This is a genomic window from Lachnoanaerobaculum sp. Marseille-Q4761 (assembly GCF_017565785.1).
Taxonomy (GTDB): domain Bacteria; phylum Bacillota; class Clostridia; order Lachnospirales; family Lachnospiraceae; genus Lachnoanaerobaculum.
In genome coordinates this window covers 1,053,570-1,077,655 of sequence record NZ_JAGEKB010000001.1, presented here as the reverse complement: position 1 = coordinate 1,077,655, position 24,086 = coordinate 1,053,570, and the positions used below count along the sequence as shown (strand labels likewise).

General features: G+C 37.4%; 16 protein-coding genes. 5 read left to right on the top strand and 11 right to left on the bottom strand.

Annotated elements, in window-relative coordinates; all coding sequences use genetic code 11:
* Window positions 1-2 precede the first annotated feature (2 nt).
* The 11 genes from J4O15_RS04950 to J4O15_RS04900 all read right to left on the bottom strand — a co-directional run bounded on the left by J4O15_RS04950 (window position 3) and on the right by J4O15_RS04900 (window position 15,534).
* On the bottom strand, window positions 3-878 hold the full coding sequence (locus tag J4O15_RS04950) for a branched-chain amino acid ABC transporter permease (protein WP_009219228.1): 876 nt from the start codon (window positions 876-878) through the stop codon (window positions 3-5).
* Between the two features lie 23 nt (window positions 879-901).
* Complete coding sequence (locus J4O15_RS04945) at window positions 902-2,047, bottom strand: ABC transporter substrate-binding protein (RefSeq protein WP_009219227.1); 1,146 nt, start codon at window positions 2,045-2,047, stop codon at window positions 902-904.
* A 643-nt stretch (window positions 2,048-2,690) separates the two neighbouring features.
* Window positions 2,691-4,301 carry an ABC transporter ATP-binding protein gene (locus J4O15_RS04940; protein ID WP_208099911.1) on the bottom strand — a complete coding sequence of 537 codons (1,611 nt, stop codon included), beginning with the start codon at window positions 4,299-4,301 and terminating at the stop codon, window positions 2,691-2,693.
* A gap of 258 nt (window positions 4,302-4,559) precedes the next feature.
* The gene (locus tag J4O15_RS04935) at window positions 4,560-6,512 is read right to left on the bottom strand and encodes a PTS beta-glucoside transporter subunit IIBCA (RefSeq protein ID WP_208099910.1); all 1,953 of its coding nucleotides are present in this window, start codon (window positions 6,510-6,512) and stop codon (window positions 4,560-4,562) included.
* Between the two features lie 248 nt (window positions 6,513-6,760).
* Window positions 6,761-7,663, bottom strand: coding sequence for a sugar ABC transporter substrate-binding protein (locus J4O15_RS04930; RefSeq protein WP_208099909.1), 903 nt, complete (start codon window positions 7,661-7,663; stop codon window positions 6,761-6,763).
* Entirely contained in the window at window positions 7,660-8,370 is a 711-nt protein-coding gene (locus J4O15_RS04925; RefSeq protein ID WP_009219223.1) for a response regulator transcription factor, read from the bottom strand. The genes J4O15_RS04930 and J4O15_RS04925 overlap by 4 nt, the downstream gene beginning before the upstream one ends.
* 24 nt (window positions 8,371-8,394) lie before the next feature.
* On the bottom strand, window positions 8,395-10,116 hold the full coding sequence (locus J4O15_RS04920) for a cache domain-containing sensor histidine kinase (RefSeq protein ID WP_208099908.1): 1,722 nt from the start codon (window positions 10,114-10,116) through the stop codon (window positions 8,395-8,397).
* Between the two features lie 178 nt (window positions 10,117-10,294).
* The gene (locus J4O15_RS04915) at window positions 10,295-11,359 is read right to left on the bottom strand and encodes a substrate-binding domain-containing protein (RefSeq protein ID WP_009219221.1); all 1,065 of its coding nucleotides are present in this window, start codon (window positions 11,357-11,359) and stop codon (window positions 10,295-10,297) included.
* Between the two features lie 74 nt (window positions 11,360-11,433).
* Window positions 11,434-12,429, bottom strand: coding sequence for an ABC transporter permease (locus J4O15_RS04910; RefSeq protein WP_208099907.1), 996 nt, complete (start codon window positions 12,427-12,429; stop codon window positions 11,434-11,436).
* Between the two features lie 2 nt (window positions 12,430-12,431).
* Window positions 12,432-13,958 (bottom strand): sugar ABC transporter ATP-binding protein, encoded by a 1,527-nt coding sequence (locus J4O15_RS04905; RefSeq protein ID WP_208099906.1) that lies wholly within the window; start codon window positions 13,956-13,958, stop codon window positions 12,432-12,434.
* Between the two features lie 217 nt (window positions 13,959-14,175).
* The gene (locus J4O15_RS04900; RefSeq protein ID WP_208099905.1) at window positions 14,176-15,534 is read right to left on the bottom strand and encodes an MATE family efflux transporter; all 1,359 of its coding nucleotides are present in this window, start codon (window positions 15,532-15,534) and stop codon (window positions 14,176-14,178) included.
* A 270-nt stretch (window positions 15,535-15,804) separates the two neighbouring features.
* Here J4O15_RS04900 and secA point away from each other — a divergent pair, with 270 nt between their 5' ends.
* The 5 genes from secA (at window position 15,805) to J4O15_RS04875 (ending at window position 24,076) form a co-directional block, all read left to right on the top strand.
* Window positions 15,805-18,378 carry a preprotein translocase subunit SecA gene (secA, locus tag J4O15_RS04895; RefSeq protein WP_009219217.1) on the top strand — a complete coding sequence of 858 codons (2,574 nt, stop codon included), beginning with the start codon at window positions 15,805-15,807 and terminating at the stop codon, window positions 18,376-18,378.
* 16 nt (window positions 18,379-18,394) lie between these two features.
* A complete protein-coding gene (locus tag J4O15_RS04890) occupies window positions 18,395-19,438 on the top strand; it encodes a hypothetical protein (RefSeq protein WP_208099904.1) in 1,044 nt (347 codons plus the stop codon).
* A gap of 158 nt (window positions 19,439-19,596) precedes the next feature.
* Entirely contained in the window at window positions 19,597-21,954 is a 2,358-nt protein-coding gene (locus J4O15_RS04885; RefSeq protein ID WP_208099903.1) for an endonuclease MutS2, read from the top strand.
* A 17-nt stretch (window positions 21,955-21,971) separates the two neighbouring features.
* The gene (locus J4O15_RS04880) at window positions 21,972-22,679 is read left to right on the top strand and encodes a response regulator transcription factor (protein ID WP_208099902.1); all 708 of its coding nucleotides are present in this window, start codon (window positions 21,972-21,974) and stop codon (window positions 22,677-22,679) included.
* Window positions 22,676-24,076, top strand: a complete 1,401-nt coding sequence (locus tag J4O15_RS04875) for a sensor histidine kinase (RefSeq protein WP_208099901.1) — start codon at window positions 22,676-22,678, stop codon at window positions 24,074-24,076. The genes J4O15_RS04880 and J4O15_RS04875 overlap by 4 nt, the downstream gene beginning before the upstream one ends.
* Window positions 24,077-24,086 lie beyond the last annotated feature (10 nt).

Below are 24,086 nucleotides of genomic sequence, written 5' to 3'. Positions count from 1 at the left end.
ATCTATACCTTTTTGATACCTTCCCTTCCAAAAAGTCCGTTCGGTTTTACTATAAGTACTATTATAAGTATAATAAAAGCTATGGCATCTCTGTATGTGGAACCTAAAAAGGTTGCCGCCATACTTTCAGATACTCCGACTATCAATCCTCCAAGCAAAGCACCCGGTAAACTTCCTATCCCTCCAAGTACCGCTGCGGCAAATGCCTTTAAACCTGCCATAAATCCCATATTCGGGTATACAATCTGATAATATCCGCCTACAAGTGCCCCTGCTATTGTTGCACACACACCTGCTAAGAAAAAGGTAAATGCAATTACAAAGTCCACATTTATACCCATCATCGCCGCCGCTTTTGAATTTTGCTGTGTTGCTCTCATAGCAAGCCCTATTTTAGTTTTATACACAATAAACATTAATATAAGCATAAGTGCCAATGACACAAGACACATCATTATCTGTGTATGTGTTAAAACTGTATTCCCAAACTTTATACTTCCATCTCCGAATATATTGTTAAAATTTCTTTTTTCCGAACCTAAAAACACTATTAAAAGGTTTGTTATTATATTTGAAATACCTATCGTTGTTATAAGAGAGGCTATAGGTTTGGATTTTTTCTTTCTAAGCGGTTCAAGTGCCAGCTTATCTATACATATACCAAGGACTCCTGTTAGTATCATTGCTGTAACTATACCGGCAGTTATGCCAAATCTCATTCCTATAAATATCATTGCCATTTCCGCACCAAAGGCATATATGGCTCCATGTGAGAAATTAACCAATCGTAATATTCCGAATATTAAAGAATAACCTACAGCTATCAGTGCATATCCCATTCCAAGAGCCAAGCCGTTAAATATTTGTTGTACAATCATTGCATTCCTCTTTTAATAATCCCTTAATTCATCTTTATGAACTTACCGTCTTTGATTGTCACTTTTATAAAGTCTTTGTCCACATCACCGTTTGCATCAAATTTTGTATCTCCGGTCACTCCTTTATAATCCATTTCGTATAGCTTATCCTTAACTTTTTCAGAGTCTGTTGTGTCACATTCTTTAATTGCAGTAAGAAGTAAACCTACTGAATCATAGGCCTGTGCTGTGAGTGCTGAAGGTGCTGCCCCGTAAGCCTTTGTATATTCATCTACAAATTTCATTACATTTTCATCATCTGATTCTGAGAAGAATATTACAGGGAAACAAACTCCTTCCACCGCACTTCCTCCAAGGTCTATAAGCTGTTGGCTATATGCATTTGAAAATCCTACTATGGCTATATCCGGATTAATTTGCTTATACTGTTTTGCTACAGGAGCTACCAAGTTATACATTCCACAACAAATAACTACATCAGCTCCTGCTTCATTAAGCTTTGTTATAGCCAAAGAGTAGTCATCCGAGCCTTCCATTATCTCCTCATGTGCAACAACTTTAGCTCCGTTTCCCTCTTTTTCTACAAGTTCCTTTATTATCTTTGATGTATTGGTTCCCCAATCAGTCATTATGGATATTATTCCTATGTTTTTCTTCCCTAGGTCATTGACTGCTATATCAACACTTGCAGCTGCTTCTTTTGATATAACTGTATTATTTCTGAATATATAATCTCCTATTAACGAATACTCAGGATGAGAAGCTGAAGGTGAAATCTCTATTATTTTGTTTTCCTGATATAAAGGAGCTGCCGTCATACAAACTCCTGATGAAAAATGACCTATTACACCTGCTACTTTTTTATCTGATACTATTTTTTGTGCTATAGTAGTCGCTTCTTCTGCCGTATTTTTGTCATCATAACGAACAATTTCTATTTGTCTTCCAAGCACTCCTCCATTGTCATTCCACTCCTTGGCTTTTTGCATTGCAGCATTATAAAATCCTATGCCATATTCTGAATTATCTCCTGTCATAGGTGCTGCAACCGCTATCTGTATACTGTCTCCTTTAGCCTGACTCGATGCATTACCCTGCTCCTTTGAACATCCCATTGATAAACCTGTCAACATAGTAGTTACTAAAAATATAGCTATTTTTCTCTTCATATGAAGTTCCTCCTTGTTTTATATATCTGCATTATATATATATTTACAATATAGTTCTATACATTTATAAATACTCATCAAAGTTCGTATAAAGACCACAGATAACACTACTTAATATTTAAATAAATCTATTCTAAATATACAAGTTTTCCTTAGTTGATGTTTCATTTTGATACATCTTGATACATCTGCTAACTATACCTATTGCAAAACATAAGTAAACCTGCATATTCTTGCCTTAGGTATAGCACCGGCAATAAAAGTATGGCATATTTAGAATCATGTAACTGATGTCTTAAGTGGTAAATAACTTTTCTAATATCTTATTTAAAAGCTTTTCTTGCAAAAATTCGCTTAATGCATCATAACAGTTCAGTTACCCATTGAAATTTGTCTATTTATGAGTTTTTGTATACACTTCTAGTATAAACTGAGGAGGTTTCCGTGTTCACTATGGTGGCTATTTTAAAAGATAATATTATGTATTGCTAAGGTTATGCCATTTCTGACTGGATTTTATGGTGAAAAAAGTATTAAAAAGTGAGTGTAAAGTATTTAATGAGTGCTTTAGATGCTTAAACTCATGCACGCATTTGTTACGATTTTACAATAAAAAAGAGACTATACAGTCCCTTTTAAATTACTATTCTGATATTAATTCTATTTTCTTTTTTATTATTCTACGCAAATCACTGTCATGGGAGATAATTATTAATATAGTATCTTGAGTATCGCATATAAATTTACATAAATTGTTTTTAGTCTCTTCATCAAGGTATGTAGTTGGTTCATCAAGTATTAACACACTTGGTTTCTTTATTAGAGCACGTGCAATAGCTATCATGCGTTTTTGCCCACCTGATAAATTCCTTCCACCCTCAATAATGCTTATGTTTAATATTTCATCAATACTAAGTCCCGGTAAATTTCTTACCAACCCAACTTCTTTTATTACATGTATAACTTCATCTCTACCTATATCTCTGTTTCCACAAATTATATTGCTATACAAAGTTCCGTCAAATAAGAATGTTTCCTGAAATACAATTGATATTTGCTCTCTTAGACTTTTTAGGGAATATTTTTTTGAGTCCATATTATTTAACTCAATCATACCATTATAGTTATCATATAATCTTACAAGTAATTTTACTATTGTGGTCTTTCCTGAACCATTCTCTCCATCAATTAAGACCTTCTCATTTTCCTTAATTGTAAAACTGATATTTTTTAGCACCTCTTTAACATCATAACTAAAGCTTACTTTATCAAACTTAATTGAGTAAATTGTGTCTAAATCTGTACCGGTGTCATCCTGTCTTTCAGCTCTGTCAAAAAAACTCAGTCGCTTAATTATAACTATGATTGGTTGTATCATACTTATTCCGGAAGAAATCATTTGTGCAGGTGCCATTATCAATCCTGTATACTGAGTTAATGCAATATATGTTCCCAAAGTAAAGTTTTTTCCGCAGAAAAAATATGCATATAATGCAGTAATGCTTAATGAGGCAGCCACATTTATCAAAGTAATTATCTCCACATTAAATGCATAACAAGAGTTTTGAGCTTTTGTTTTCTCATAAATGTCCTTATTCAATACACTAATTGAATTTCTTTTAAGATTTGACAAATTATTTGTTTTTATCTCATTCATTCCTACTATGCTTTCATTAACAATCCTGCTAAAATCCGTGTTCAGCCTTACCAACTCATATGTAAACTCTTTATATTTGTTGGAGAATTTACATGAAACAGTTAACAGCAATAAAAAGGCAATAATATAAATTATAACCATTCGTATATCTAAATATACAACCTTAATTAAAGATAATACTCCTGTTATAACAGAGATGATAATTGATAAAAGCTGAGGGTTAAAAATCCCGGATATTGCATCTACTTCTTTGATCCTCTGTACCAACTCACCGGTTCTGACTTTATCAAAAAATTCATATGATGAATTAAAAACTTTTTTAATTGTATTTTCCTTCAATTCTTGTGAAACATATAATCCTATTTTATTTATAGTAATACTATTATAAATTTTTATTATGCTGTTTAATACTGTCAGAGCCAAAATACTAACAAGTATTTTATAAATATATCTTAGGTTAGATGTCATAATACCATTATCAACAATAGAACTATACAAACCCGGAATTGTACTTGTTATAAAAGATGACAAACCTGCCAACAACAGCATAAAGAAAAAATGAGCAAATGCTCTTTTAGGCACAATATCTTTAATCATTCTATCCTTATATAGTATACCGACAATCCAATATACCACTTTCCCCTTTCTTATTGATGCTGTATTCAAAACAATTCATATATTTTAAGTCTTATTTATTTCTGACATATAAGCCACTTAATACTATATATTACTGTTATCACTATTCCTATTTTTGATAAAAAAAAGCCGGGCTTACCACAGACTGACTGCATGGCCTTCATATCAAAAAATAGGCTGTCTATTGACAACCTATTATACCAATTTCTATTTAATTTATCATCCTTTAATCGCCGTAATCAACTTATCTCCTACCGACACATCACCGAAAGGTGCACAGCTTACATCATTGTACTCAAAGCTGTTTGTCACGAGCACAGGGGTGGTCATCAGATATCCCGCCTCCAAAATCGCCTTTGAATCAAACTTCATAAGGGCTTGCCCTTTCTTTATCTTATCACCGTTTGATACCAATGATTCAAAGTATTTTCCGCCAAGCTCCACTGTGTTTACTCCAACATGTACTATAAGTTCCACGCCGTTATCAAGCTTCATACCTACCGCATGTCCCATAAGAGCTATTACAGTGCCGTCATCAGGAGCATATACGGTATCTCCGTCAGGTATAATACATACGCCTTTCCCGAGTATACCCGCTATAAAGGTCTCATCCTTTGTTTCTTCCATAGAAACTATCTTACCGCTAAGAGGTGATGCCACATCAGCCTCTTTATCATTAGTCTCCTTTTTAATATCAACCCTTAAACCGCTGTCAACTTCTTTTGAATCCACGCTTCCTACAGCCTGTGCGTCACTGTTTTTCTCTACTGCCGGAGCAAGATTTGCATCTATAAGACTTGAAGGAGTCATTATCCAGCTTGCCGCAAATGCCACTGCCATTGATATGATAAACATAAGTACATATCCTATCGGGTTTGAGAGTGTAAGGAGAATTCCGAATATACCTGTAACTCCTGTTCCCGTAGCTCCAAGCCTTATGATGGAAGCGAACATTGCACCTATAGCACCTCCAAGACAGCCTGCTATAAACGGTCTGAAAAATCTTAAATTCACACCGAATATTGCCGGTTCTGTAATACCCATAAATGCTGAAAGTGATGACGGAAAGCAAAGACTCTTAATCTTTGGATCCTTGGACTTTACAGCGATTGCAAGACATGCACCTCCCTGCGCTATATTTGCTGCGGATGCAAGTGGCAGCCAGTATGTTACTTTGTATTTTGCAATCTGTCCGAAGTCAATAATGGTATACATATGGTGAATACCCATTACAACTGTCGGGGCATATAATGCACCCATTATAAATGAACCTATTCCAAGAGGTATTGCTATAAGAATCTGTACCGCATTTAAAAATCCGTTTTCCACAAACACAAATACCGGTCCGATAATTGCAAGTGCCAGATAGCCTGTAGCAAATACCGATACAAGCGGAGTGACAAATAAATCAAATATTGCAGGCACTATCTTATGCAGCCTTTTTTCAATCTGACACATTACCCAAACCGAAATCATTATCGGTATAACATGCCCCTGATATCCCACCATCTGAATTTTCCAAAGTCCGAAAAATACGCTTTGAGTTGCTATATCGGTAGCTGTTGCGACATTCCATGCATTTGTAAGATTCGGGTGAATCATAATCATTCCTATAACCGCACCCAGATACTGATTTCCGCCAAATACTCCTGCTGAAGAATATCCTATCAATATCGGCAGGAATATATATGCGATATTTGAAAACAGATTTGCAAATACATATATTGATGATGAAGTATTTATATTTAAAAATCCGTTTTTTACCATGAAATCCAATGCATTCATAATACCCATCAAAAATCCCGAAGCAACGATTGCCGGAATAATCGGAACGAAAATATCGCCCAAAGTCTTTATAAATCTTTGGAAAACATTTATATTGGCTGCTGCGGCAGCCTTTGCTTCTTCCTTTGTGGCACCCGATATACCTGCCACATTTATAAACTCATTATATACCTTATCCACCGTACCTGTACCATAGATAATCTGTAATTGTCCCGAAGCCTCAAACACTCCTTTTACGCCATCCACATTTTCAAGCGTCTTTTTATCAACCTTGGAATTGTCAACAATTACCAAGCGCAACCTTGTGGCACAATGTGCGGCAGAAGCAATATTGGAGCTTCCGCCTATCGCAGCCAATACTTCTGTGGCAGATTTGCGATAATCCATAATTTTCCTCCATATCCTTAAAATACGAAACAAAAGCATCCTGAGAAATATTTAAGAAGCTGTAGAAAGTCTACATTTTCTTTAATTTTCTTTGTATATTATAAAATAAATAAATTAACAACGCAATCTTAAACAAAGTCAACATATATAACTATTTGTTTTGCATATTATTTCAATATTATATTTATATATTTTGATTATTATTTTCATCATTTTTATTTTTATCTTTGTTGTAATAAAAAGGGGGATTAATTTCCCCCGATAGTAATTCTTTCTTTTACTTCTTTGCCAAGATATAGCGCCTCTCCTGTATCCAAAATCTCCTTTGCCATACTTTCATAATTTATCCAATGAAAATCCACATCGCCTAATTTTTCTATACTTTTTTTGGTATCCATACCGTAAAATTCCATATCAAAATTTCTAAGTTTTTCCGCTGCCAGATATGCACCATATATGCTCTGAGCACTTAATCCCGCAACAGCTTTTATATCATTATTTGAAATAAGAAAGTATTTCATTGCTCTTTCCGCCTCATCCCTGTTTTCTCCTGCCTCAAGCATGGTAAGCTTTTGCCTTTGCTCGAGTGTAAGTGCTTGTAAAAAACCTTCTTTTCTTTGTACACTTACGGGATTTTCCTCCGGACCTGTAAGCAGCAAAATCTCTTCTACAACCGGATATTTATTTAAAATCATCTTTGCTAAAGCTCTTCCTCCTTCGATATTATCATATTCCATATAAACTCTGCCGACATCACTAAACTCGGAATTTTCAAGAATAATCACCGGAATATTAAGCTCCTTTATAGCCTCCCTCACCTCTTCACTGCTTATCGGAGAAATAACCATCACATCCACTCCATAGGATGCCAGTTGGCGTATATCCATGCATTGCTGCAAATCATCCCCTCCGGCTTCCTTCATAATCACATTTATATCCCTGTTCTGCTTTTTTTCATGTATCTCATCCATCAGCTCTCCATATGACGGATTCTCCACCTCGGGCAAACTAAGTCCTATCAAACAGGAATAGGATTCCACCTTTTTATAGCTTTCCCCATAGAGTTTTTCCGTAAGGAAAAGTCCTGATATACATAGTAAAATAAAAGCAAGAAGAATCGCTCCCCTTGTACGGGAAAGAATTTTTTTCATGTTTTTCCTCCATACTGCTTTGGTGACTTGCCCATATATTGCTTAAACACCGTAGAAAAGTAATGCTGATTGGCAAATCCCACCATATCAGCCACGGCATTTACAGAATATTCACCCGTTTCCAAAAGCTCCACCGCCCTTTGTATCCTTAACTTAACAAGCCACTGTGTAAACCGAAGTCCCGTTTCTTCTTTCAGCTTATGTGAAAGATAATCGGGGCTTACAAAAAGCTTTGCTGCGGCATAGCTTAAATCCATATCTCTGTTGGTATACTGCTCCTTTAAAAGTTCCAGACAGTCCCCTACAAATCCCTTTCTTTGCTTTTTAGGCTCTTTAAAAGGTACTTGAAGCCTTTCCAAAATACTTTTTAACTCATCCTCCTTTACAGGTTTTAAAAGATATTCTCTCACACCTAAAGAAATAGCCTGTCTTGCATATTCAAACTCATGGAATCCCGAGATAATAATAATATCCGTCTTTGTTTCTTCCACCTCACGGAGCTGACTCACAAAATCAAGCCCCGACAGCTTTGGCATACAAATATCCGCAAGAATAATATCAGGTCCCAGTGTTTTAGCCATATTTAATGCTTCTATTCCGTTTTTAGCTTTTCCTACAATATTCAGTCCCATATCAAAATCGGTCAGCATATCCGACAATCCGTCCCTAATCATAGGCTCATCATCTGCAATCAATACTTTTTTCATTCCTACCTCCAAAGGCAAAAAACTTTATTCTTCCTTTAAAATCAATAAAGTTGCCACGGTAAATCCCTGCTCATCCTTTGAATAATGCAGTCCGCTTCCCTTTGCAAAACTGTGCCAAAGTCTTCTGCCCACATTTTTAACACCGAATCCTCCATGCCAATCATCCCAATTATTTGCCGCCAGGCAGGAGTTTAAATGCTCCATCACGGTATCATCCATTTCACAGCCGTTATCTCTTATTTGTATACACATTCCACCCAAAACCTCTTCTGCCAGAATCTGTATTCTTGCATGCGGATTATCCGATTCCTTGATGCCGTGATACAGGCAATTTTCAACCAATGGCTGAAGGCACATCCTAAGTACCATCTCATCTCTGATTCCCGGCGAGCAAAAGATTTCATAGGAAAAAATATCCTTATATCGCATACTTTGAATCTCAAGATATGCCTGTATCATTTTAAGTTCCTCTTTTAAAGGTATCTTCTCTCTTCCCTTGCTTAAGCTTATGCGGAAAAACTCCGACATGGTTTCAACCAGATGTACAATATCTGTCGCACTGTGTTTTCTTGCCATCCATGCAATCATATCCAATGTATTATATAAAAAATGCGGCTTTATCTGCTCCTGCATTACCATCAGTTCCGCCTCTCGCTTTTGTTTTTGTTCAAGTCTCATCATTTCCATAAGACGCTTTAGTTTTTCCACCATCTTATTAAAGGCATCACCCAAAATACGGATATCATCTCTTGATTCCTCTTTAAACCTCACATCCAGATTTCCCTCGGAAGCCGATTGCATCAAATATGAGAGTTTTGTCAAAGGCTTTGTTATCTCCAAAAGAAAGCAAACCGACCATATCATTGCCGCCACAAAACAAACCGCTGCCATTACAATTGAAATCTGAGTCATACGAAGAGGTATTACGCTCTCCTTGTCCATATCATAGGCTCCAACTATCAAAAGCTTATTGTCACGAAAGCGGTTAAAGACAAATTTATAATTTTTTGAGTCTATCGAGGCAACCAATACTCCCTCCTCACCTATAAACCACTTCGGATTAACCCTGTATACTATTTTATTTACCGGGCTTAGAATAATTTCACCGCTATCATCCATTAAAAAGAAAAAATTTTCTGTATCCGTTTCGAGATTTTGATATGCCTCTTTAAATTCCTCCAAAGATACATCAATCATCAATACGCCAAGAGCTCTTCCGTTCTCATACACCGTCCTTGCAATGGAAATATAGCTGTCGCTGTCATAATGTTTCCAGCTTTGCAAATTTCTAAGTCCGCTGTCAAACCTGTAAGAATTTCCGTTTTGTATAGCCTGTAAAAACCACTGTTCACCATAAAAACTCTCATGTACCGGTCTGTATAAATCATTGGAAATATAGCTTTCACCGTCTACCGATACCAAAATCATATTCAAATAATCGGTATGGATTTTTTCATAGGTATCAAATAAATCACGCACAGCCTGTTCACGGCGAATCTTTATTTCTCCGGCTCCTCCATACAGGCAATCCTTTACCTCCCTGCTGCTTGCCAAAATCTCCAAAGAATCATCCACAGAACGGATTTTAACTTCAAAGGAGTGTGCAAGCTGTCTTTGCAACTCGGTAATATATCCCATTCTGGAGTGTAGCATCTCTCTTTTGTAAATATAATTTCCTGCCAAAGTCAGCAAGGCTACCACAAATAAAATCATTGCACCCTGAAATATTAAAAGATCTCTTTTCATGCATTTACCTCTGCCTTAATTGTATCATAAAATCGCCTGTATTTTATTTGTTTTTTAGTAATAAATCCGACTTGCATTATAAAAGGGGCATAAAATATGCCCCCTTTAAAAAAATTGCTATAATAAATGTTTTATTATCCTCTTTTAAATTTTAAATATACTTACTAAATATCCCGAATTATTTTCCGCCGTACTTTGTTAAAAGCTCTTCGGCATTTTCAGGTACTACCACTTCAGACTTTAAAGTAATATTCTTTTCAAGTTCCTTACCTTCAACCAGCAGTTCATAAGCACTCTGGATAGCCTCCGCTCCACCTGTAGGATATACCTGTGTCATATTGATTCTCTTATCTATAACACTCTTGATTCCGCCGTCAGGAGTAGGCAATCCGTCAAAGCCTACAAACATAATATCCTTTTCTCTGCCTGCCTGCTTTGCCGCAATATAAGCACCCTCAGCCATAGGATCGTTTAAGGCGATGAAAAGATCAATTTCCTTATTGGTCTGTAGCATTTCCTCAGCCACTGTAATAGCCTTTTCTCTTAACCAGTCGGCATTGTTTACCGCAACGATTTCAATATTCGGATTAGATGCTATACCCTCTCTAAATCCCTTATCTCTGTCGATTCCGCCTGAGGTACCCTCAAGTCCTTTAATCTCGCAGACTTTTCCTCCATCCTTTAAAAGAGTGTTGGCAACATATTCTCCGGCAACTCTACCCATATCCACATTGTCGGCACCTATAAACTGAGTATAGCTGTCACCGTCAATCTTACGATCAAGCAGTATTACAGGGATTCCTGCATCATAGGCTTCTTTAACAACATTTGTAAGAGGTGTCGCCTCATTTGGAGAAGTGATAATCAAATCCACCTTCTGCTGTATAAAGTTTTGAATATCCGCAATCTGCTTTGAATTATCCTGTGCGGCATCCGCATAGATTATCTTAAATTCAGGATGCTTTTCAGCCGCCATCTTAATCTGATCATTCATTGCCACACGCCATGGCTCTCCCAGATTACATTGTGACATACCTATTACAAATTCCTTTTTATCCTGTGTACCTGCAGCCTCACTTTTACTCTCAGCCGCCTCGCTCTTGCTCTCTCCGGCTTCGCTCTTTGCCTCCTGACTCTGCGCTGTGGTCGATGCACTTTGTCCGCCTCCACAGGCACTAAGTCCGAAAGCACATACAGCTGCCATACCAAGACCTAACATTCTTTTAAAACCTTTTTTCATCATACGATTCTCCTTCCTATAGTATCTGCCACTATAAAGATTATTTATAACACCGGAAACTCCGGTATAAAGGGGATCTAATCCGCCTTTCTTTCAGATTGCATAAATACAGCGACGATTATAATAAGTCCCTTCACCATCAACTGCAAATTGGAGTTTACTCCCTTTAATCCAAGTACATTATCAAGTAATCCCAAAATCACCGCACCTACCAATGTACCAATCATTGTTCCCTTACCGCCTGCCAATGAAGTTCCACCGATTGCACAGGCTGCTACAGCATTTAATTCATAGCCGATACCCTCATTAGGACCGCCCTGACTTATCTGTGCCGCATGAATCATTGCAGCCACCGCCGATAACATGCTACAAAGTACAAAGGCAATAATCTTTATTCTGTCTACCGGTATACCTGCCAGATAGGATGCATTTTTATTTCCTCCGATTGCATATACCTTTCGACCGAATGAGGTCTTTGAAAGAACACATTGGAAAATCAAAAGCAAGCTTATAAATATAATTACTGGTGCAGGTATTACTCCGAAAGCCTTTTCCTGAAGCAGTCCGAATGCCGGAGGTGCAAAGCCCTCTCCCTCTCCATATGCCAGAGGTATTCCGACTCCGTTTGACCAAAATCTTGCAAGTCCTCTTGCAATATTCATACTTGCAAGAGTTACTATAAATGCCTGCAATTTAAGCTTGGTTACACATAGACCGTTAAAAAGTCCGTACAGCCCTCCGATTAAAAGACTTAAAAGTACTGCCGGAAACATTCCCAGTCCGTTTCTTACCATTAAAGAAGCGCAGCCTGTGGAAACCAGTCCGACAATGGAACCTACAGACAAATCAATATCTCCAAGAATCAGAATCATTGTCATACCTATAGCAATAATTCCCGTTTCAGAAACCGCACGCAGCACATTCATAATGTTTGGAACACTTAAGAATACATTTTCCCCGTCCTTTATATTTATAAGGGTAGCCACCACTACAATAATAATCAGAGCGATATAGCTTTGAAACTGTTTTAAAAAGCCTTCTATTTTTTGAATCTTTAACCTTTGTGCATCCATTATTATGCCCCCACATCCTTTCTCTTAGTGGCTGCCGCCAGTAATATCTCCTGAGTAGCCTCTTTTTTTGAAATCTCTCCTGTAAGTCTTCCCTCACAAATAGTTATAATGCGATCACATATTCCTATAACCTCGGGAAGTTCCGATGAAATCACCACTACAGCCAGCCCCGATGCCGCAAGTTCATTTATTAAAAGATAGATTTCCTCCTTGGCACCTACATCAATACCTCTTGTAGGTTCATCCAGTAAAAGCACCTTGGGTTTTGTTAAAAGCCATCTGGCAAGAATAACCTTTTGCTGATTTCCTCCGGATAAAGAACCCACAGGCACCCTTGGGGATTTTGCTTTAACTCTCAGCTTTTCCATATATTCAAGCCAATCTTTTTTTTGTATGCCGTCCTTCATAAATCCGAAGGTCGCATAACTGTCATATAGGGGTAGTGAAATATTATCTCCTATGCTTCTTCCAAGCACCAGACCTGTACCCTTTCTATCCTCGGTCGCAAATGAAATACCTGCACGAATCGCATCCCTTGGAGAGCGAATCTCTAAAACCTTACCCTCCATCAGTATCTCTCCCGAAACACATGCCGCATTCTTACCTACGATACTCTCAAAAACTTCAGAGCGTCCGGCACCTGCAAGCCCTGCAATACCAAGTACCTCTCCCGCTCTTACCTTAAATGAAATATCACTGAGTGAACGCTTAAAACTTCCCTTTGGCGGAGTGAAGCTTAAATTTTTTACTTCCAGTACAACATCACCTATTTTTACATCTCTTGGCGGATATTGGTCCTCCACCGAGCGACCTACCATCATAGAAATAATTTCTTCATTGTCGGTTTCGGATGCCGTTTTGGTACCGATATACTCACCGTCTCTCATTACACTGAGCCTGTCTGAAATTTTAAAAACTTCTTCCATACGATGTGTAATGTAGATAATTCCACATCCTTTTTTCTTTAATTTTTCAATCACACGAAAAAGTTTCTCCGCCTCAGGTTCACTAAGTGCCGAGGTCGGTTCATCCATTACAATGATTTTTGCCTCACAGGAAATAGCCTTGGCAATCTCCACCAGCTGCTGCTCACCTATACGCAAATCTTTAAGCTTTGTATGGGTGTCTATATCCCATTCAAGCATCTTTAAACATTCTTTTGCCATCTCATGCATTTTTTTCTTTTGTACAAAGCCGAGTGTAACACTCTGCCATCTCCCAAGAAAAATATTTTCCGCAATATCAAGCTCCGGTACTATCTGTAGCTCCTGATGAATCTTTACGATTCCCAGTTTTCTTGCTTGAATAGGGTTTTTAATCTCTCTTTGCACCCCTTCAAGTAAAATCTCGCCCTCATCCGGATGCAATGAGCCGCTTAATACATTCATCAAGGTGGATTTTCCCGCACCGTTTTCTCCCATCAATGCGAGCACTTCCCCCCTCTTTAAATTCAGGGATGCCTTTTTTAATGCCTTTACCGCTCCGAAGGACTTGCTTATCCCCTTCATCTCCAATAAGTAAGATTCCATTTCCCCTCCTACTATCAGTTTTTATAAATAGATTATATATTTTTTATTTTAATATCGGTTCTTTACGAATATATCCTACTCATTTCTACTATATCCGATTTCACTCTGAAAGTATTTGCAAAAATCCAAGGTGTTTTTATAATTTTCTTTGCTATAATTCTTCCCGACATAAAAAATCCCGAAGCCATGACTCCGGGATTTTCATAATATATTATTTTTATAAATTCGCTATTTTCTTATCATATATCTTTTTCATTAAATATATATCAAAGAATGAACAGCCAAGTTCTGCAAGAGGTATCGCATACCATACCGTTTCAAGCCCGTATACTTTTGAAAGTGCGTAGGCAAAGGGCAGTATCAATACCAGCTGTCTTAAAAATGAAGCATATAGTGCATATAAGCCGTTTCCAAGAGACTGGAAGGTCGCAATGGCTATTACATCAAAAGCCGCCAGTATAAAGCACAGACTACATATCCTAAGTGCAGGTATACCAAGCTTAAGCATTTCCTCATTCGGACTGAAAAGCAGCATAAGCTCCTTTGGAAAAATCCAAAAGATTGCAGTTCCTATCACCATTATAATAATTGAGGTCAAAAAAGAATATTTAAGAGCTTTCATTATTCTGTCCTTATTTCTTGCTCCGTAATTATATGCTACAATCGGTGTCATTCCGTTGTTCAGCCCAAATATAGGCATAAATACAAAGCTTTGAAGCTTATAATATATTCCAAGCACATTAACAGCCATATCGGAATATGCAACAAGTATTTTATTTAATCCCAGCATCATAATAGTTGACATAGCCTGCATTGCAATGGAGGGCACTCCCACCCTGTATATATCCTTGATTATAATAAAATCAGGCTTAAATATATGTTTTCCGAGGCTTATATCCACCTCTTCATTATATTTTACATTAAAAATATAGGATAAAATCATAGCTATAATCTGCCCGATTACAGTAGCAATGGCTGCTCCGGCTATACCCAGCTTTGGTGCTCCAAGGAGTCCGAAAATAAGTATGGGATCCAGTATAATATTTATAATAGCACCTATGCCCTGGGTAATCATATTGTAGATAGTCTTTCCCGTAGACTGTAAAATCCTTTCAAAAGCTATTTCAAGCATCAGACCGAATGAAAATATGCTTACAATGGAAAGATATGAATATCCGTAGTTTCTTACAATCTCACTGTTTGTCTGTGAATCGAAAAATATCTTTGTAGCCAGTACTCCAAATATTGCAAAAGCGACAGATGAGATTATAGCCAAAAGTATGCAATTATCCGCAGTCTTTTTAGCCCTTTCTTTTTTTCCTTCTCCAAGCAGTCTTGATAAAAGTGCATTTACACCTACTCCGGTACCTACAGATACGGCTATCATAAGTATCTGTATCGGATATGCCAAAGACACCGCCGCGAGTGCATCCGGACTGTATCTTGCCACAAATATACTGTCAACTATATTATATAATGATTGTACCAAAAATGAGATTACCATAGGTGCACTCATTGTGAAAAGTAGTTTGCCCACCGGCATAACTCCCATGCGATTTTCTTTTTCTACTGCCATATTATCTCCTAACAAATGTTTATCATACTATTCTACAACTTATAAAAAAAATTTTCTATTCAAAATTGATTTATACCCCTTTATCTCTTTATTTTTGACTTTTATTTTACTTTAAACCGTCTATATATGAACATAATATGAATATTTCTTCTAAAAGTTGCTAAAGTACTCGCTAAGTGCTAAAATAGCTTGATTAGTAGACAATTTTACAATAATCTATATTTGGTGTATTATTGTATTATAGTCTAATTTATTTTTGGAGAAACCATAATGAATTTTATTGAGAAGATATTTGGCACACATAGTGAAAGAGAACTTAGAATAATAGAACCTGTTATTGATAAGATAGAGAGTTTACGCCCTGCTATGCAAGCCATGAGTGATGAGGAATTAAGAGAACTTACACCAAAGTTCAAACAAAGACTGGCTGATGGTGAGACTTTAGACAGCATTTTGCCTGAGGCATTTGCTGCCGTTCGTGAGGCTTCAGTCAGAGTTACAGGTATGGAGCATTTCAGAGTGCAGCTTATCGGAGGTATGGTCCTTCATCAGGGACGTATTGCAGAGATGAGAACAGGTGAGGGTAAAACCCTTGTTTCCACCTGTCCTGCATATTTAAATGCCCTTGCAGGTAAAGGCGTACTTATAGTAACGGTTAATGATTATCTCGCACAGCGTGATGCTGACGAGATGGGACAGATTCATAAATTCCTTGGACTTAGCGTAGGCTGTGTTTTAAACGCTATGACCTCGGAGCAAAGACAGGAGCAGTATGCCTGTGATATCACATATGTCACCAACAATGAGCTTGGTTTTGACTATCTTCGTGATAATATGGCAATCTATAAAAAGGATCAGGTACTTCGTTCACTCGATTATGCGATTATCGATGAGGTGGACTCCATCCTTATAGATGAGGCAAGAACCCCTCTTATTATTTCAGGTCAGTCCGGCAAATCCACAAAGCTTTATGAGATTTGTGATATGCTTGCAAAGCAGCTTGAAAGAGGTGAGGCAAGTGCCGAGTTTACAAAGATGGGTGCCCTTATGGGTGATGAAATCGAAGAGAGCGGAGATTTTATCGTAAATGAAAAGGATAAGGTGGTAAACCTTACAGAAGAAGGTATCAAAAAGGTAGAAAAATATTTTAATATAGATAACCTTGCAGATCCTGAGCATCTTGAAATACAGCATTGTATCATCCTTGCCCTCAGAGCAAATAACCTTATGTTCAGGGATAAGGACTATGTTGTAAAGGATGACGAAGTTCTTATAGTAGATGAGTTTACCGGTCGTATTATGCCCGGTAGAAGATACTCTGACGGTTTGCATCAGGCTATAGAAGCCAAGGAGCATGTAAATGTTCAAAGAGAATCAAGAACTCTGGCTACCATCACATTCCAGAACTTCTTTAATAAGTTTAAAAAGAAAGCAGGTATGACCGGTACCGCTCTTACCGAGGAGAAGGAGTTTAGGAATACCTATGGCATGGATGTTATTGCCATACCTACCAATAAGCCTATAGCAAGAATCGACCATGAGGATGCCGTTTATAAGTCCAAAAAAGAAAAATTCAATGCGGTCGTACAGGATATCAAGGAGACTCATGCCAAGGGACAGCCTGTTTTGGTGGGTACCATTACCATAGAGACTTCCGAGATGCTTTCAAAGATGCTTAAAAAAGAGGGTATTCCTCATACGGTACTTAATGCCAAGTTCCATGAAAAGGAAGCTGAGATTGTAGCCGGTGCGGGTATACATGGTGCCGTAACCATAGCTACCAACATGGCAGGTCGTGGTACCGATATTAAGCTGGATGAAGAGTCTGTAAAGAATGGCGGTCTTAAGATAATCGGTACTGAAAGACATGAGAGCAGGCGTATCGACAATCAGCTTAGAGGTCGTTCAGGTCGTCAGGGAGATCCGGGTGAATCAAAATTCTATATTTCACTTGAAGATGATCTTATGAGACTGTTTGCATCTGAAAGACTTATAAAGATTTTTAATGCCATAGGTGTGCCTGAGAATGAAGAGATTCAGCACAGCATGCTTACAAGAGCCATTGAGAAAGCTCAGATGAAGATAGAGAGCAATAACTATGGTATCAGAGAAAATCTGTTGAAATATGATGAAGTAAATAATGAACAAAGAGAAGTTATCTACGAAGAGAGAAATAAGGTATTAGAGGGCGATAATATGCGTGATACCATTCTTCGTATGATAAATGATATAATAGAGCGTTCTGTAAATATGGCTATCTCTGATGAGGTTCCTTCTTCCGAGTGGAATATTGCAGAACTCCACGAAATTTTATTGCCGATCATTCCTCTGTCTCCTGCTGATTACAGCAATGTGGAGAATATGAAAAAGGATGAACTTGTCCACAAGCTAAAGGAAGAGGCTGTAAAGCTTTATGAAGCAAAAGAAGCCGAATTCCCTGATGCTGAGAAGATTCGTGAACTTGAGCGTGTAGTTTTACTTAAAGCTATCGACAATAAGTGGATGAATCATATAGATGATATGGAACAGCTTCGCCAGGGTATCGGCTTACAGGCACTTGGTCAAAGAGATCCTCTTGTAGAGTATAAGATGGCTGCCTATGATATGTTTGATGAGATGACTGTCGGAATAGCCGAGGATACAGTGCGTATTCTATATCATATAAAGGTAGAGCAAAAGGTTGAAAGAGAGCCTGTAGCCAAGGTTACCGGTACAAATAAGGATGACAGTACCGTAAAGAAGCCTATTCGTATAGAGGCAAGAGTTTATCCTAATGATCCATGTCCATGCGGAAGTGGAAAAAAATACAAGCAATGTCATGGTAAACAGGGAATGACATTATAAAATTCGGGGAGAGATTATGAATATTAAAAATAATAAAATCGGTTTGTTATCATCTATTATTCTGGGGATAGTGCTGATCTTGGGAGGATTGGTCTATGCCTGGTATAATTCAGAGGTATTGCTTACCTTTAACTCTGCAAGTAAGATGTACAAAGACGGATATTATTTTACTTCAGCTGCAAAGAATGATACTGAAAGTATTTATTCTGTAGCCATATATGATATGTTGGATACCGGATACGGAACAGATGACGGAAAGTCTGAGGTTTACAGCATCTTCGGTGATGACGGGATATATTTTTTGGAAGCCAATCCAAATGATTCAAAAATCAAGTCAATGATTGAAATGTATGATAAATATGCCAATGAGGAGCATGGCGAAGATGAGATGCCTCCTGTATCATATTTGATGGTGGAGGTTAATAATGACAGCTACAGCGTTCTGGAAGAGATTGCAGATATGATTGATTCCAATCGTACCTACAGAGATGCCGGACAGCTTTTTGATGACTTCTATCTTTCAAAAACTTCTTTGACAACCAATATTGCTATGCATCTTGGAATAACCTTGGTGGCTATCGGTCTCGGTATCGGAGTTATAGTAGTAGCATTGTTTAGAAGATCCAAAAATCAGGATACCTATGAAAAGCTTTGCGAGCTTGATAAAAGGCTTATAGATAATGTGGATGAACTTGAAAATATCGCTGACTATGTAGATAAATCTTTGGGGGTTTATATCCATAAAGATCATCTGATACTTAATACCAAGTTCGGATTTGATATGTTTAATCTTAACAATCTGGTATGGATTTATCATAATATCACAAAGCATAAAATGTATGTTTTTATCACTGTAAGTGTGGATTATTCATTGCAAATCAATCTGTATGAAGACGGAAAGTTCCGTGAGCAAAGAGTTATGCTCAGCAATAATAAAAACGCACAGGGTGCGGTAGAATCACTGCTTACCTATATAGGTATGAACTATCCTAATTCAATTGTAGGATTCACACCTGAGACAAGAGAAGCATACAAAAACTTTAAACTCTCACACAGATAATTTAACCTGTCTTAAAATCATAAGTAATCTTATGATTTTAAGACTATTTTTTTTGTCATCAATAATTTTTTTTGATATAATGTTCTCTAGAATAGCGAAAACACTTTAGCCGTATTTGATATCATTTGTATGAATGCTATAAAACTTAAGGATAGATTATGAATAAAAAAACATTAAAAATACTTGAATATGAAAAAATAATAAACAGCCTGGTAGATATGGCAAGCAGTGAGCCTGCAAAAAAGCTCTGTGCAAAATTGCAACCGTCTACAGACATTTTGGAAATACAAAAAAATCAAAGCCATACCACCGCCGCATTGGATAGAATCAGACTGAAAGGAAGTCTTTCATTATCTGAGGTAAAAGATATCTCCGACTCCCTAAAAAGACTGGAAATCGGATCCTTACTTTCACAGCCTGAACTTATGAAGATTCTCTCCATACTGAATGCCGCTTCCAAGGCTATAAGCTACGGACTGCACTTTGATGAAGAAGATTATGATATTTTAGAAGAATACTTCAGCGCTCTTGATGAGATAAAAGATCTCAAAAAAGAGCTGTCCCGATGTATTATTTCAGAAGAAATAATGGCTGACAATGCCTCTCCCGAACTTAGTCATATCAGGAGAAAAATAAAGCAGATAAACTCAAAGATGCATACCGAACTCAATAATATATTAAATGCACATCGGGAATATCTGATGGATGCCGTCATCACACAAAGAGACGGCGCATACTGTCTGCCTATAAAAAGCGAATACAAAAACAAGGTTTCCGGTGTAATACATGACCAGTCAGCCACCGGTTCCACAGTATTTATAGAACCTATTGCTGTGATTAAAATGAATAATGAGCTTAAATCACTGTTTATGGATGAGAAAAAAGAAATAGAAAAAATACTTGAAAATTTGAGTCTTTTATCCGCACAGTATATTGAACCGCTCAGACAGAATGCAAAAACCCTTATCTTCCTTGATTTTGTATATGCCAAGGCAAATCTCTCAAAGAAGATGAACGCAAGTGAGCCTAAATTTAATTCCAAACATTATATCAATATAAAAGAGGGAAGGCATCCTCTGCTGGATACAAAAAAGGTGGTTCCTATAAATATTTCAATAGGGGATAATTATGATTTACTTATTATTACCGGACCTAATACCGGAGGTAAGACCGTATCCCTAAAAACTGTAGGGCTTTTTACTTTGATGGGGCAGTCAGGGCTTCATATACCTGCATTTGAGGGAAGCGAACTGTCTGTATTTGATAATGTATTTGCGGATATCGGTGATGAACAAAGCATTGAGCAGTCACTGTCCACATTCTCGGGGCATATGAAAAATATTGTCTACATTCTAAACCATGCCGATGCCAATTCACTCTGCCTTTTTGATGAGCTATGTGCCGGTACGGATCCTACCGAGGGTGCCGCACTTGCAATATCCATACTTTCATTTCTGCACAGGATGAAAAGCAGATGTATAGCCACCACCCACTACAGCGAGTTAAAGGTATTTGCTCTGAATGAGCCCGGAGTAGAGAACGCCTCCTGTGAGTTTGATGTGGCAACCCTCTCTCCTACTTACAGAATACTTATAGGAGTTCCCGGCAAGTCAAATGCCTTTGCCATAGCCGGCAAACTTGGGCTTCCCGATTACATCATCTCGGAAGCGGATACACATCTTGAAAAGGATGCCAAGGACTTTGAAGACCTGCTTACAAGACTTGAAAATGACAGACAAATCATAGAAAAGGATAAATTGTCCATTCAAAAATATAAGCGAGAAATAGAAAGCCTGAAGAGGCATTATGATAAGCAGGAGGAAAACCTCGCTCTCAGAAAAGAAAAAATTCTGGATGAAGCCAGAGAAGCCGCCAGAAAGCTTTTGGAAGAAGCCAAGGAAACTGCGGATGATACTATAAAAAATATAAATAAAATAGCCTCAGGTGCAGGACTTGGTTCGGCTCTTGAGGAACAGCGTACAAGGCTTAGAGAGTCCATAAATAAAAATACCAGGACCATGGAGATAGCGCAGCCTTCCAAAAAGGTTAAAAAACCTAAGGAGCTTAAACTTGGTGACAGTGTTCATGTTATCAGTCTGAATCTTGACGGCATAGTATCCTCTCTTCCAAACCAAAGCGGCAATTTCTTTGTTCAAATGGGTATACTAAGATCACAGGTCAATATATCGGATGTGGCTTTAGTCGAGGAAGAGTCTGTAAAGACCGAGCCTAAGACAAGAAGCAAAAGCTCTTCCATGGTAAAATCCGCTACAATCTCCACAGAGATAAATGTAATAGGTAAAAATGTGGATGAAGCCTGCTCGGAGCTTGATAAATATCTGGATGATGCTCTCCTTGCACATCTGCCCGGAGTGAGGATTATTCATGGCAGAGGTACCGGTGCATTACAAAAGGGCATACATGCCTATCTGAAGAGACAGTCATTTATAAAAAGCTACTCTCTTGCAGACTTTAATGAGGGCGGCAATGCTGTAACAATTGTGCGTTTTAAATAATATAATAAAGGTGAAATATGGCAGAAAAGCAAAGAATTTTAATTGTAGATGATGATGAAAATATAGCAGAGCTGATTTCATTATATTTGATGAAAGAATGTTATGAAACAAAAATAGTAGGTGACGGAGAGTCTGCATTGGCTGATTTTGATGAGTTTAAACCGCATCTGATTCTCCTTGATCTTATGCTTCCCGGTATAGACGGTTACCAGGTTTGCAGAGAAATCAGGGCAAAGTCCGGCACACCTATAATAATGTTATCTGCAAAAGGTGAGGTCTTTGACAAGGTTTTAGGTCTTGAACTCGGTGCGGATGACTATATGATAAAGCCCTTTGATTCAAAAGAGCTTATTGCCAGAGTAAAGGCTGTAATAAGGCGATATCACAGCAGCAATATATCGATTCCGGATTTACATACCGGCGGAGAATATGTTGAATATCCTGATCTGGTGGTAAATATAACAAACTATGCCGTTACCTACCTTGGAAAAAATGTAGAAATGCCCCCAAAGGAGCTTGAACTTCTATACTTTTTATCCTCCCATCCAAATCAGGTATTCACCAGAGAGCAGCTTCTTGACAATATATGGGGCTATGAATATATCGGTGACACGAGAACCGTGGATGTACATATAAAAAGATTGAGAGAAAAAATACATGACAATCAGTTTTGGTCAATATCCACTGTTTGGGGTATCGGATATAAATTTGAGGTCAAAAAATGAGAATACCTCTCTATCTGAAATTTATACTTGCATATATAATTTTTGGAATAGCAGGATTTATAGTAATAGCCACTATCTCCAGTGATTTGACCTATTCATATCTGGTGGAGTCAAGAAGTCAAACTCTCTATGATGAAGCAAATCTTATAGCTTCCACCTACTCCACCGTATATGAAGGTCAAAATATCTCACTTGCAGAAAGTTACCCTCAGCTAAAGGCTGTGGCTACATTCCTCAATGCAAAAATATGGGTAATGGATAAAAACGGTAAAATAATAGTGGATGCGGACAATAAAATGGTATCTGAAACCATCTCAGACTTTGATCCTACCGCCACAGGAAATAAATCCTTTATGGTAGGTGATTATTTTCATTCCTTTAATGAAGACTATTTAAGTGTTTCCGCACCTATTACAGGTAATTTCCGTACCTATGGCTATGTGGTCATTCATCTTTCCATGAAAAATGTTACCAAAAGCCAGTATCATATTTTGAATATAGTATATATAACATCATTGATAGTATTTTTACTCTCTCTGATTATTTTAATAGTATTCCAGCGCATAGTTTATTCTCCTCTAAAAAAGATAACCGATGGAGCCAAGGCTTATGCGGACGGTGATTTAAAATATGAAATAAAGGTACATTCAAATGATGAAATGGGATATCTTGCTGCAACCTTAAACTATATGTCGGATAAGCTGGATGATACGGAAAATTATCAAAAAAAATTTATTTCAAATATATCCCATGATTTTCGCTCACCCCTGACCTCAATAAAGGGATATCTTGAGGCAATACTTGACGGAACAATCCCCTCTGAAATGCAGGAAAAATATTTACAAAGAGTTATAGATGAGACCAACAGACTGACAAAGCTTACCGAAAGCCTGCTCTCTCTTGATTCTATTGAGAGCGTAAAGCTTAATAAAACAAGCTTTGATATAAATAAGGTAATACGGGATACCGCAAGCAGCTTTGAGGTACAGTGCAACAGTAAAAATATCACTATTGAATTGATTTTAATAAATGTATCACAGTATGTTATTGCAGATTTAAGTAAGATACAGCAGGTACTTTATAATCTTATTGATAATGCTATAAAGTTTTCTTCACAGAACTCTTCAATCATCATACAGACCAGTCTGAAAAAGGAAAAAATTTTTATTTCGGTAAAAGATACGGGCATAGGTATTGCAAAAAATGAGCAATCCAAAGTCTTTGACAGATTTTATAAATCTGATCTTTCAAGAGGTAAGGATAAAAAGGGCACAGGGCTTGGGCTTGCCATAGTCAAGGAAATCCTGCAAACTCATGGTGAAAATATAGATGTTATAAGCACCATAGGTATAGGAACCGAGTTTATTTTCTCATTACCTGTAAGCAAGGAAGTTTAGCTATATTATT